Source organism: Staphylococcus sp. GDY8P119P, assembly GCF_017892075.1.
Classification (GTDB): Bacteria; Bacillota; Bacilli; order Staphylococcales; family Staphylococcaceae; genus Staphylococcus; species Staphylococcus ureilyticus.
Map to the genome: position 1 here is coordinate 487,276 of NZ_JAESKJ010000001.1, position 12,463 is coordinate 499,738.

The 12,463-nt window shown below is 32.5% G+C and carries 16 protein-coding genes; 13 read left to right on the plus strand and 3 right to left on the minus strand.

The window, feature by feature from the left end; all coding sequences use genetic code 11:
* Positions 1 to 98 precede the first annotated feature (98 nt).
* The 6 genes from modA to KA830_RS02250 all read left to right on the plus strand — a co-directional run bounded on the left by modA (position 99) and on the right by KA830_RS02250 (position 4,862).
* Complete coding sequence (gene modA, locus KA830_RS02225) at positions 99 to 884, plus strand: molybdate ABC transporter substrate-binding protein (protein WP_204180254.1); 786 nt, start codon at positions 99 to 101, stop codon at positions 882 to 884.
* Positions 885 to 896: 12 nt separating this feature from the next.
* Positions 897 to 1,568, plus strand: coding sequence for a molybdate ABC transporter permease subunit (gene modB / locus KA830_RS02230; RefSeq protein ID WP_204180255.1), 672 nt, complete (start codon positions 897 to 899; stop codon positions 1,566 to 1,568).
* A complete protein-coding gene (locus KA830_RS02235) occupies positions 1,568 to 2,173 on the plus strand; it encodes an ATP-binding cassette domain-containing protein (protein ID WP_046208450.1) in 606 nt (201 codons plus the stop codon). The genes modB and KA830_RS02235 overlap by 1 nt, the downstream gene beginning before the upstream one ends.
* A 72-nt stretch (positions 2,174 to 2,245) precedes the next feature.
* Entirely contained in the window at positions 2,246 to 3,076 is an 831-nt protein-coding gene (locus tag KA830_RS02240; RefSeq protein ID WP_204180256.1) for an MBL fold metallo-hydrolase, read from the plus strand.
* A 269-nt stretch (positions 3,077 to 3,345) separates the two neighbouring features.
* Positions 3,346 to 4,350 carry a ThiF family adenylyltransferase gene (locus KA830_RS02245; RefSeq protein ID WP_204180257.1) on the plus strand — a complete coding sequence of 335 codons (1,005 nt, stop codon included), beginning with the start codon at positions 3,346 to 3,348 and terminating at the stop codon, positions 4,348 to 4,350.
* A gap of 11 nt (positions 4,351 to 4,361) precedes the next feature.
* Positions 4,362 to 4,862 (plus strand): MogA/MoaB family molybdenum cofactor biosynthesis protein, encoded by a 501-nt coding sequence (locus tag KA830_RS02250; protein WP_073343824.1) that lies wholly within the window; start codon positions 4,362 to 4,364, stop codon positions 4,860 to 4,862.
* Positions 4,863 to 4,924: 62 nt separating this feature from the next.
* Here the strand turns inward: KA830_RS02250 and moaC are convergent, their stop codons facing one another.
* Entirely contained in the window at positions 4,925 to 5,404 is a 480-nt protein-coding gene (gene moaC, locus KA830_RS02255) for a cyclic pyranopterin monophosphate synthase MoaC (RefSeq protein ID WP_046208446.1), read from the minus strand.
* A 64-nt stretch (positions 5,405 to 5,468) separates the two neighbouring features.
* Between moaC and KA830_RS02260 the strand changes: the two genes are divergently transcribed.
* The 7 genes from KA830_RS02260 (at position 5,469) to KA830_RS02290 (ending at position 10,371) form a co-directional block, all read left to right on the plus strand.
* Complete coding sequence (locus KA830_RS02260; protein ID WP_204180258.1) at positions 5,469 to 6,728, plus strand: molybdopterin molybdotransferase MoeA; 1,260 nt, start codon at positions 5,469 to 5,471, stop codon at positions 6,726 to 6,728.
* Positions 6,725 to 7,210 (plus strand): molybdopterin-guanine dinucleotide biosynthesis protein B, encoded by a 486-nt coding sequence (mobB, locus tag KA830_RS02265; protein ID WP_064209374.1) that lies wholly within the window; start codon positions 6,725 to 6,727, stop codon positions 7,208 to 7,210. The genes KA830_RS02260 and mobB overlap by 4 nt, the downstream gene beginning before the upstream one ends.
* Positions 7,211 to 7,663 (plus strand): molybdenum cofactor biosynthesis protein MoaE, encoded by a 453-nt coding sequence (locus KA830_RS02270; RefSeq protein ID WP_204180259.1) that lies wholly within the window; start codon positions 7,211 to 7,213, stop codon positions 7,661 to 7,663.
* Complete coding sequence (moaD, locus tag KA830_RS02275) at positions 7,660 to 7,893, plus strand: molybdopterin converting factor subunit 1 (protein WP_046208442.1); 234 nt, start codon at positions 7,660 to 7,662, stop codon at positions 7,891 to 7,893. Before KA830_RS02270 ends, moaD begins: the two co-directional genes overlap by 4 nt.
* Before the next feature lie 7 nt (positions 7,894 to 7,900).
* Positions 7,901 to 8,509: a molybdenum cofactor guanylyltransferase MobA gene (mobA, locus tag KA830_RS02280; RefSeq protein WP_046208441.1), complete on the plus strand. Its 609-nt coding sequence runs from the start codon at positions 7,901 to 7,903 to the stop codon at positions 8,507 to 8,509.
* A 12-nt stretch (positions 8,510 to 8,521) separates the two neighbouring features.
* Complete coding sequence (gene moaA / locus KA830_RS02285; protein WP_046208440.1) at positions 8,522 to 9,544, plus strand: GTP 3',8-cyclase MoaA; 1,023 nt, start codon at positions 8,522 to 8,524, stop codon at positions 9,542 to 9,544.
* A 479-nt stretch (positions 9,545 to 10,023) separates the two neighbouring features.
* Positions 10,024 to 10,371 (plus strand): SarA family transcriptional regulator, encoded by a 348-nt coding sequence (locus KA830_RS02290; RefSeq protein ID WP_046208439.1) that lies wholly within the window; start codon positions 10,024 to 10,026, stop codon positions 10,369 to 10,371.
* Positions 10,372 to 10,655: 284 nt separating this feature from the next.
* On the opposite strand, the gene KA830_RS02295 is transcribed toward KA830_RS02290, so the two are convergent.
* Together KA830_RS02295 and KA830_RS02300 are read right to left on the minus strand one after the other, a co-directional pair.
* Positions 10,656 to 11,861: an MFS transporter gene (locus KA830_RS02295; protein WP_204180260.1), complete on the minus strand. Its 1,206-nt coding sequence runs from the start codon at positions 11,859 to 11,861 to the stop codon at positions 10,656 to 10,658.
* A gap of 1 nt (position 11,862) precedes the next feature.
* Positions 11,863 to 12,297, minus strand: a complete 435-nt coding sequence (locus tag KA830_RS02300; RefSeq protein WP_204180261.1) for a MarR family winged helix-turn-helix transcriptional regulator — start codon at positions 12,295 to 12,297, stop codon at positions 11,863 to 11,865.
* Between the last annotated feature and the right edge of the window lie 166 nt (positions 12,298 to 12,463).

The window sequence follows — 12,463 nt, forward strand, 5'->3', positions numbered from 1 at the left end:
TTGAAAATTGAGCTATACGAAGTACCTTTTACTTTTGTATACGCTCTTTTTTTTTGAAATAAATAGGCATATAATTATATGAAAAAGGAGACAATCAAATGAAAAACACTTGGAAATTTTTAATGATTGCAACGATTATGGTATGTATATTAATAACTGGATGCTCTAATAGCGATAAGAAGCAGAGCGAAAAAGATGCTAGCACTCAGGATGATCATAAGAAAGAAATACATATTTCAGCTGCAGCAAGTTTAACAGATGTCACTAAAGATTTAGAACGAGCATTTAACAAAAAACATAAAAATGCTAAAATCACCTTTAATTATGGTGGGTCAGGCGCATTGAGACAACAAATAGAAAAAGGGGCACCTGTAGATGTATTTATGTCTGCAAATACAAAAGATGTAGATGCTTTAGGTAAGCAAGCTCAAAATAAATATGAATACGCACAAAATGACTTAGTGCTTATAGGTGAAACTAATAGTACATATAAGAATGTGTCTGATTTAAAACAAGGTGAAAAATTAGCTATCGGCGAGACTAAATCTGTGCCTGCAGGGAAATATGCTGAGCAATACTTAAAAGATCATCAATTGTATGATGATGTTAAACCGCATTTAGTTTTTGCAAAAGACGTGCGACAAGTATTAAATTATGTTGAAAAAGGCAATGCTCAATTAGGTTATGTTTATAAAACAGATTTATATCAAAGTCAAAAAAATGGTGATAGTAACGTAAAAGAAATTCAAACCGCTAAATTAAAACAGCCAATCACATATAAGTCAGCGACAGTTTCAGATAAAAAATTAGCAACAGCGTGGATTGAATTTTTAAAAACAGATGAAGCGCAAGAAATTTTAAAAAAATATAAATTTAAAGTATAGGGGGTAGCAGAAATGCCAGATGTCACGCCGTTTTGGATATCATTAAGGGTTGCAATTATCAGTACGATTATCGTTACGATACTAGGTGTTTTTATATCAAGATGGTTGTATAAGCGTCGTGGCTTGATAACGAGACTTTTAGAAAGTTTCATTGTCTTACCAATTGTGTTACCACCGACAGTGATGGGTTTTATTTTACTGATTGTATTTTCACCACATAGTGTGGTTGGAAGATTTTTTAGCGATGTATTACATTTGCCAGTTGTATTTACTTTAACTGGTGCCATAATAGCCTCCATCATTGTCAGCTTTCCGCTGATGTATCAGCATACTGTACAAGGATTTAGGAGTATAGATCCTAAAATGTTGAATACTGCAAGAACGATGGGTGCAAGTGAAAATAAAATTTTTATGAAATTAGTTTTACCGTTATCTAAGCGCTCAATACTTGCTGGTGTAATGATGAGTTTTGCACGGGCAATTGGAGAATTTGGTGCTACGTTAATGGTAGCAGGTTATATTCCTAATAAAACTAATACGTTACCTTTAGAAATATATTTTTTAGTAGAGCAGGGAAAAGAGAATCAAGCATGGTTATGGGTGATTGTATTAGTTGCATTTGCTATCACTGTAATTGGTACAATCAATCTATTGAATAAAGATGGTTATCGGGAGGTTCGTTAATGCTTAATATATCTTTGAATCATCTTTTAAATAGTACACAATTACATGTAAAAATAGATGATACTACACCTAAAATTTATGCCATTAAAGGACCTTCAGGTATAGGTAAAACAACAATTTTAAATATGCTTGCTGGTCTACAGCAACCAGATCAAGCGTATATACAGATTAACGACCATATATTGACAGATACTACTTCAAATGTTGATGTAAAAATTCAAAAACGCAATATCGGTTATTTATTTCAAGATTATCAATTATTTCCAAATATGACTGTGTTTCAAAACATCACTTTTATGACACAGTATTCACAGCATATAGACAATTTGATGAATCAATTAAACATTGTTCACTTAAAGGATAAATTTCCAATACGTTTATCTGGTGGTGAATCCCAACGTGTTGCATTAGCTAGAACATTGAGTACTAAACCAGACTTGATGTTACTAGATGAGCCGTTTTCTAGTTTAGATGATACAACAAAAGCAGAAAGTATTTTGTTAGTAAAACGAATCTTTAAATTATGGAATATACCTATTATTTTTGTTACTCATTCTCAATATGAAGCAGAAGTACTGGCACATGAAATTATTAATATCGGATGATATGCAACTATAATTTATGAGAGGTTGCGTAAGAATTATGATCACATTTATAAATAAGTAGGGGGTGATACAATGATAATCGAATGTTTAGGAACTTCTGGGGGTGTACCAACACTTTATCAATCAGTTTCACAGCATAAAGATGCACAAAAACGAACAGGGCCTGGTATCTTCATTCATGATTTACAATTACTAATCGACACTTCGGAAGATATATTTCAACAACTAAGACAATCAAAAATTTATGATATAAAATATGGCATTTATTCTCATTGGCATCCAGATCACACGATGGGGATGAGGATATGGGAAACACTCAATTTTGATTTTATTCACAAAGTACCTAAGTCCAAAACGACAAGGGTTTATATTACAACTCAAGAAGTGGAAGATTTTAAAGCATATTTTGCGCGTTGGGAATATGTTCAATATTTAGAATCATTAGGCGTAATTAACCTAGTAATTGTTGACAATGATGCAGAAATTAGTTTTGAAGACACAACAGTAGAGTGGATTCAATTAGCAGAGCAATTCGCGTTTGGTTTTTATTTAACTACAAATACCAAACGTATACTTATTATTCCAGATGAAATTAAAGGCTTTCGACCAACGGAGAAGTTGAAAAATGTTGATGTTGCTATTTTACCTTTTGGTAGCAATGAAGTTAATCCTATAACTAATGAACGTATTCATCCAGAAGGTATGTTAAATGCTTTAGGAGAGGTTACATTCGATGAATGCGTGACTATTGCTAAAACTATTAATGCTAAGCATACATATTTTACTCATATTGAAGCTACTGAAAGTTTAACGAAGGCACAAATTAAACAATTAGAAGAGCGATTAGAAGAAGATGGCTTAAAATCAACCATTTCATTTGATGGATTGAAAATTCAAATTTAAATAATGATTAGTGATTTTAATACCAAAAATCAAAGTATCAGCAATCGCCATAAATGTATCATTATATTTTTTGAAACTGTTTTGCGATAAAGAGTAGGACTATGAAATCAATATCTAGTTTTGATTTTGTACCTACTCTTTTATTTTGCCTTTTGGGTAATATGAATAAAAGTGGTGTACATGATTTTTGATTAATGAATTCAAACCGTTGTTACAGAGAACGCCAAGATTTATAATGAAAATAATGACGCAAAGTGAGGGATTTCAAAGTGAATGAAGAACGTTATTCAAGGCAAATGCTATTTAAGCATATAGGCACATCTGGGCAAGAGAAAATTATGAATGCACATGTGCTAATTATTGGTATGGGTGCTTTAGGAACACACCTTGCGGAAGGACTTGTGAGAGCTGGTGTAGGTGAGTTGACGATTGTCGATAGAGACTATATTGAATTTAGTAACTTGCAGCGCCAGACGATGTATATAGAAATGGATGCAGTAGATAAGTTACCTAAAGTAATCGCAGCAGAACGAAATCTAATGGCAATACGTCAAAATCTGAACTTGCACATACACATTGCACATGTTGATCGATTATTCCTAGAAACATATGCGCAAGATGTTGAACTTATACTAGATGCTACAGATAATTTTGAAACAAGACAATTGATTAATGATTTTGCTTATAAAAATACCATACCATGGATTTACGGTGGCGTCGTACAGAGTACTTATGTGGAAGCAACATTTATACCTAAACAAACACCATGTTTTAACTGTTTAGTTCCACAGTTACCTGCAATTAATATGACTTGTGATACAGTAGGTGTTATTCAGCCAGCAGTCACTATGACGACCAGTTTACAATTAAGAGATGCATTAAAAATATTAACTGGCGCAACAATAGCGACTAAAGTTACTTACGGTGATATTTGGGAAGGTACACACTTTACATTTGGCTTTAGTAAACTGCATGATAGTGCTTGTACAACTTGTGGTACACAACCGACATATCCTTATCTCAATACAACACAAAGACAATTTGCAAGTTTATGTGGCAGAGATACTGTTCAATATGAAAACCCAGAAATTTCCCAGGAAATGTTAGAAGCATTTTTACAACAACAAGAAATACCATTTCAACGTAATCCTTACATGTTACATTTTGAATACAAAAAACATAGAATTGTTAGCTTTAAAGGCGGGAGATTATTAATTCATGGTATGACTCATCCACAACAAGCGATAACGTTGATCAACCAATTATTCGGCTAAGGAGGTTTAATATGCATACAAATGTAAAGCTTGATAGAAATATTAGATGTGCAGTATTAACTGTTTCTGATACAAGAGATTATGAAACCGATAAAGGTGGTAAATTAGTTAAAGAGTTACTTTCAACATTAAACGTTACGATTACAGAATCACATTATAAAATTGTTAAAGATGAACAAACTGTAATAACTGAGCAATTAAAGCGTTGGCTAGTAGAGGATATTGATGTCATTATCACCACAGGAGGTACTGGTATAGCACAAAGAGATGTAACGATAGAAGCTGTTTCCAGTTTGATTACGAAGGAAATTGAAGGATTCGGAGAATTATTTAGATATCTAAGTTATACAGAAGATGTTGGAACTCGTGCGTTGTTATCTCGAGCAATTGCTGGCACGGTAAATAATAAATTGATTTTCAGTATACCAGGCTCTACTGGTGCGGTTAAATTAGCATTAAATAAGCTCATTAAACCAGAATTGAATCATTTAGTGCAAGAGATTACAAAATAAATTAGAGCCCAACGTTGTAAGTTTGTTGGACTCTATTTCTTGCATATTAATATTTAAGACAACTATCTTTGATAATCACCAGATTTACCGCCTGTTTTAGAGAGTAGATAAGTTTCTCCAATGACCATACCTTTATCTAACGCTTTTGTCATATCATAAACCGTAAGTGCTACAGCTGAAGCGGCAGTGAGTGCTTCCATCTCCACACCAGTTTTTCCAGTTGTAGAGACCGTTGCTTGTATATTTAAAGTGTATGCTTGTGTTTTTTCTTGCCAATCAAATGTAATATCTATACCAGTTAAAGGTAATGGATGACACATTGGTATAATATCAGATGTGTTTTTTGCAGCCATAATACCAGCAATTTGAGCAGTATTAAGCACATTCCCTTTTTGGTTAGTATGATCAACGATTTGTTTATAAATCGCTGGATTTACCGTAATACTAGAATGCGCAGTAGCTGAGCGTTTTGTTGTGTTTTTGTCAGAGACGTCTACCATTTTCGCATTTCCTTGTTTGTTTATATGGGTGAATTCAGTCAAAGTATCCCTCCTAATCGTGTTCTAGTATATCATGAAATTATTAATTATAAGGAGTAGATTTACGATGCCTGTAGAGAAAAGAAATCCGATTCCGGTGAGTGAAGCAATTCAACGTGTGGTAAAGCAAAATATTTTTACGAATAGAATCACTTTACCTTTAGCAGAAAGTTTAAACTATATTTTAGCTGAAGACATTGTAGCAACTCATGAGATACCAAGGTTTGATAAATCACCATATGATGGGTTTGCATTAAGAAGTATTGATACAAAAGGGGCGAGCGGTGACAATCGCGTTAAATTTAAAGTCATTGACCACATTGGAGCGGGGTCAGTTTCAACTAAAAAAGTTGAAGCATTTGAAGCTGTAAGAATTATGACAGGTGCACAAATACCTGAAGGCGCCGATGCTGTAGTTATGCTTGAACAAACTGTCGAAGGTGAACATGATTTTACAATAAGAAAAACTTTTAGCGAAAATGAGAATGTTTCGTTAAAGGGTGAAGAAACCAAAGTTGACGATATTGTATTAGAAAAAGGACAATGTGTTAATCCAGGTGCAATCGCTGTTTTGGCAACATATGGCTATACAGAAGTTCCAGTTTTTGAAAAACCTAGCGTGGCTGTGATTGCAACAGGAAGTGAATTGTTGGATGTTAGCGAAGATTTAGAACCGGGAAAAATTCGTAATTCAAATGGTCCTATGATAACTGCATTAGCAAAAAAATATCAGTTAGATGTCAATGCATATAAAATTCAACAAGATGATTTAAATAGTAGTATTCAAGTGATGCGTGAAGCAATGGTTGAGCATGATATTGTCATTACAACTGGAGGTGTGTCAGTAGGCGATTTCGATTATTTACCTCAAATTTATGAAGCGGTCAACGCTAAAGTCTTGTTTAATAAAATCGCCATGCGTCCCGGAAGTGTCACTACGGTAGCTGTTGCAAATAACAAATATTTATTTGGATTATCAGGTAACCCCTCTGCTTGTTTCACCGGGTTTGAACTCTATGTCAAACCTGCAATACAGCATATGATGGGCGCTAGAGCGATATATCCACAAATTGTGCAGGCCACACTCATGGAAGATTTTAAAAAACCAAATCCATTTACTAGATTTATTCGAGCAACAGTGACTTTTAATGGTAAAGAGATGACGGTTGTGCCATCAGGATTTAATAAGTCCGGCGCAGTAGTAGCGATTGCGCATAGCAATGCAATGATTGTGTTACCAAGTGGTACAAGAGGATATCAAAAAGGCCACACAGTTGATGTCATTTTAACTGAATCACAAGCATATGAAATGGATACGACGCTATGATATTACAAATCGTAGGTTATAAAAATTCTGGAAAAACCACTTTGATGACGCACGCAGTGAAATTTTTAAAATCACATGGCTTTTGTGTAGCAACGGTTAAACACCACGGTCAACATGACTTAAACTTGTCAGATATTGAACTGCAGGCAAATACTGTTGATCACATGAAACATTTTAATGCCGGTGCAGATCAAAGTATTGTTCAAGGACATCATCTACAACAAACAGTTACACGAACTGAAAAACAAAGGTTGGATGAAATCATTGATAAATCTGTTACAATAGACAGTGACATCATTTTAGTTGAAGGTTTTAAAGAGGCAAATTATGATAAAGTGCTTATATATCGTGATGATGCTGATTACCAACAGTTAAATAAATTAACAAATATTCAGTATTATATTAATATTGGTCAACCATTAGCATTTCAAAAATTTGAGCAATGGTTATTATCTTTCGTTAACGAAAAGGGAATGGATTAAATGAAACAATTTGAAATTACAAATAAGCCAATAGAAACCGAACAATATCGCCAATATGTGCTCAATGAACATCAAGGTGCTGTTGTTGTTTTCACTGGTCATGTACGTGAGTGGACAAAAGGAGTTAAAACAGAGTATTTAGAGTATGAAGCGTATATACCTATGGCAGAGAAAAAGTTGGCACAAATAGGTGATGAGATTTCAAACAAATGGACAGGGACAAAAACGGCCATTGTCCATAGAATTGGACCGTTAGCTATTTCTGATATAGCGGTATTGATAAGTGTATCATCGCCACATAGAAAAGATGCTTATCGTGCTAATGAATATGCAATTGAGCGTATTAAAGAGGTAGTGCCCATTTGGAAAAAAGAAATTTGGGAAGATGGTGCTGAATGGCAAGGTCATCAACATGGTAACCATGAGGATGCAGTTGGAGGGAAAAAATTATGAAAGTTTTATACTTTGCGGAAATAAAAGAAGTATTGGATAAAAGTTCAGAAGATATTGACTTAAGTTATGATATTACCGTCGATGAATTTGTATCAGATTTGTTTGAGCGTTATCCTAGTATTAATAGCAAAAAGTTTCAAATTGCGATTAATGAAGAATTTGTCAAAGGTGATGATATCGTAAAACCTAATGATACTGTAGCGTTGATACCACCAGTTAGTGGAGGGTAATGGAAATATGAAAGCAATCATACTTGCTGGTGGACAATCAGAAAGATTTGGAAAACCAAAAGCATTTGCAAAGATTCATTCACAAATGTTTTATAAACGTATCATTGAAGTTTTAGAAGCTACAAATATGTTTAATGAAATAATTATTAGCACAAATGAAATATTAGCACATGAATTTGATTATGATAATATTGTTATCGATCATGCTAAAAACAAAGGTAAAGGCCCGCTGGCTGGAATTTACTCTGTCATGAAACAACATACTGACGAAACGCTTTTCTTTGTGATTTCTGTAGATACACCGATGATTACACAAAAAGCAATAAGTAAATTGTATCAATTTATGGTTGAACATTTAATAGAAGATCAACTAGATATCGCCGGTTTCCAAGAAGATGGCATGCCCATTCCAACGATGGCTTTTTATAGTCCACATACGCTTTCTTTTATAGAGGCAGCATTGGAATCAGGTGATTACAGCCTTAAGAATGTCTATTCAAAAGTCAAAAGTGATTGGTTAGATGTGCACGAAATTGGTTCATCTGATTATTGGTACAAAAATATTAACTATCAACAAGACTTAATAGATTTACATCACGACATTAAGAATAGATAGGGGGCTGATCAGATGGTAGAGCAAATAACTGATAAACTTGGGCGTCCAATTCGAGATTTAAGATTGTCAGTTACAGATCGTTGCAATTTTCGTTGTGACTATTGTATGCCAAAAGAAATATTTGGTGATGACTTTGTTTTCCTACCCAAAGATGAATTACTTACTTTTGATGAAATGGTCCGTATTGCTAAAGTTTATACGCGATTAGGAGTCAAAAAAATACGTATTACCGGTGGAGAGCCTCTACTCCGAAGAGATTTATATAAATTAATATACGAGTTGAATCAACTTGATGGTATAGAGGATATTGGTTTAACTACCAACGGTTTATTATTAAAAAAACATGGTCAAAGATTATATGATGCTGGTTTAAGACGTATTAATGTAAGTTTAGATGCGATTGATGACAAAGTGTTCCAAGCTATAAACAACCGGAATATCAAAGCTTCCACAATTTTACAGCAAATAGATTATGCGGTCTCAATTGGTTTTCATGTCAAAGTAAATGTAGTTGTTCAAAAAGGTGTGAACGATGATCAAATTTTACCTATGATTCAATATTTCAAAGATAAAGATATTGAAATACGCTTTATTGAATTTATGGATGTAGGCAATGATAATGGTTGGGACTTCAGTAAAGTAGTAACAAAAGATGAAATGTTAAAAATGGTTGAGTCATCATTTGATATAGAACCTGTAAAACCTAAATATTTTGGTGAAGTAGCTAAATATTATCGACATAAAGATAATGGTGCTAAGTTTGGTCTTATCACAAGTGTATCTGAATCATTCTGTTCAACATGTACACGTGCAAGATTATCATCAGATGGTAAGTTTTATGGTTGTCTATTTAGTACGGTAGATGGATTTAATGTAAAGTCATTTATGCGATCAGGCGTGTCAGATGAAGCTCTGTTTGAACAATTTAAAGCTTTATGGAATATTAGAGATGATAGATATTCAGATGAACGTACTGCACAAACAGTAGCTAATAGAAAACGTAAAAAAATCAATATGAACTATATTGGTGGCTGACTTATCAAATACAATAGTTTATGGAGATTGCACTTTTATCACAACATTCATAGCTATTAAATTTTTAAGAAGTTCAAATAACTAATAATACGAAAATTATATTCATTTATGAAGTTATTCTAAAATATATTAAGAGTAGGAGATAATTCAAATTTCAATTGAATTATCTCCTACTCATTTTTTTTATAATTTGAACTCATATCTTATGTGAAATGATTTCAAAAATGAGGAAAGATATTTTTATATGAAAATGTATTATACATAAGTAATTTTTTAACGATTAAAGATAATGAACAATAGAAAAAGATTACCATAATCAATTGTAGCTATATAAAAACTTTACAATAGTAAAATTTATTTATCTGTTTCTTTTAAAATAATAGATTTAATGAAGAAAGTGTTATATAATATTTTAAAAGCTTATTCATTATATAAAGCCAATACTAACAATGAAAGTAAATCATGAGGAGGCCAAATTTATGGAAAGTAAAGCATCATTTTATATTACGTCTGAGAGGGCTTTAAGTCAGTTGAAACATTGGTTGAAGTCAGCTCACCGTTTATCTATCGAAGAGTTTGTAGTTCTGTTTAAGGTTTATGAAGCTAATAAAATTAGCGGAAAAGAATTAAGAGATACCTTACATTTTGAAATGTTATGGGACACTAGTAAAATAGATGTTATTATAAGAAAGATTTACAAAAAAGAATTGATTTCAAAAGTTCGATCAGAAACAGATGAAAGACAAGTGTTCTATTATTACACAGATGATCAGTTAAAAGTAATAGATGATATTATAACAGAAATCGAAAACATAAAAGTTGCTTAATCATTAAGGTTACAATCAGATGATGATCAATAACAACAATATAAATTTGAAATAAGCCAAGTGCTAAAATAGCATTTGGTTTTTTTTATGTATTTGAAATATAGAATAAACCTAATTCAGTAATAATTATAATATAAATAAACAAATTTCAATTTTAAATATTGTAAAATGTAGACGAATTGACGCTTCATCCATAAAGTATGTAAAAAAACTGCCAACAATACTTTTGTTGACAGCTAAAACCAATCTTTTTCGGATATATAGTTTATTGTTTAATGAAAAGATTAGATGTTCATGTGTTTTACTTTTCTACCATGAACAAAGTAATAAATAACTCCAGTAATTAAAACCAGTACACCCATAATAGCGTATAATTGAGCGAATGAAACTGCAGAGGTTACAAATCCTAATATATATGGACCAAAGCCTAGTCCTAAGTCTAAACCAATGAAGTAAGTTGAGGTAGCTATTCCATATTTTGCCGGTGGAGATACTTTGATTGCAATTGCTTGCATACAAGAAGAAATATTTCCGTAACCAGCACCAAGGAGTAATCCCGCAAGAATTAATAACCAACTATTATTTGTAATACTTAACGTTAAAAAGGTAAGTATTAAAAAGATGAAAGCAGGATAAGCGATGACGTTTTCATTTTTGAGATCCATCATTCTACCAGCGATTGGTCTTGTGATGAGTGATGCAATAGCATAAAAAATAAAGAAATAACTAGATATTGTAACTAAATTAATTTCTTGTGCAAAAAATTGTAAAAATGTCAGAATAGACGAATAAGATAACCCGGCAAGGAGCATTATGATTGCCACAGGTAATGCTTCTTTGGCGATGTAGTTATTAATATTAAATTTTTTACTTACAGTAGTTTGAGGTTTTATGATATCACGCGTTGTATCGATATTTAACTTAATGAAAAATGAAATGATAAAACTAATGATACCGCACATTAAACAAAGTAAAAATAACAATTGAATTGGGAATGTATTAATAAGTAAAAGGCCAAAAAATGGACCGATTGCAGCGCCGATAACTAAGCTTAAAGAGAATAAACTAATACCTTCACTTTTTCTCTCCTGAGGCGTTGCATATGCAGCAATTGTTCCTGTCGCTGTTGTAGTAACCCCAGTAGCAATACCATTAACTAATCTCGTGAACATTAAAATAGCTAAGGCACCTTCTATAAAATAGAACAATTGTGTGATGATTAATAAGATTAAACCAATGATTAAAATCCGTTTAGGTCCTATTTTATTAACGTACTTTCCAGTGATAAATCGTCCGATTAAAGACCCGATAATAAATAATCCGGATACAAGTCCTGCCATACTGTCTGAGGCATGATATTCAGATTTTGTATAACTTGCTATGATAACGATAAGTAAATACATGCATAAGTAGACTAAAAAATTAGTTATGAAATTAATATTAAAATTCTTTGTCCAAATTGGTGTCTTCATCGATGCTGATTGATTCATGTTAAAACTCCTCTTTCTCTAAAATTTTCGCGTGAATAAGTTGTATTGATTGTGTGATATGCTCCAGTTCTGAATTTGACAAACCTGTATTTTTAATGATTTCATCTTGCACTTTATCTACGCGAGTACTAATGCTTTTATAAAGATTTTCTCCTTTTTGAGAAAGTGAAAGCCATTTTTCTCGTTTATCGGTACCTGTTTCTACAGTTAATAAAGATTTTTCAGAAAGCACTTTTAATATTTTTCTTGTGGTCGGTTTTTCAATAGAACGTCGTTTTGAAATTTGTACTAAAGTGGTTGGGGCATTATAGGAAATATCTTTTAAAACGAGCCATTGCGCAGGATAGAGATCAAATGATTCAAAGATGGGTTGGAATAGTTTTGTATATGGTCTATAAATTGCAATGATATTATCAAAGACAAATTTATTTTGCATGAATGCACACCTCCGAAAATAGTTAGCAAAGCTAACTTATTTTTAAACAAGTTATATTTTAGTCTATTCTGCCAAGGAAATCAATAGCTATTTTTTAAAATATGATTTTTAATCACTATATAAATATGATTTCACAAAAGTAAATTAAATCGTAATCATAGGTTAT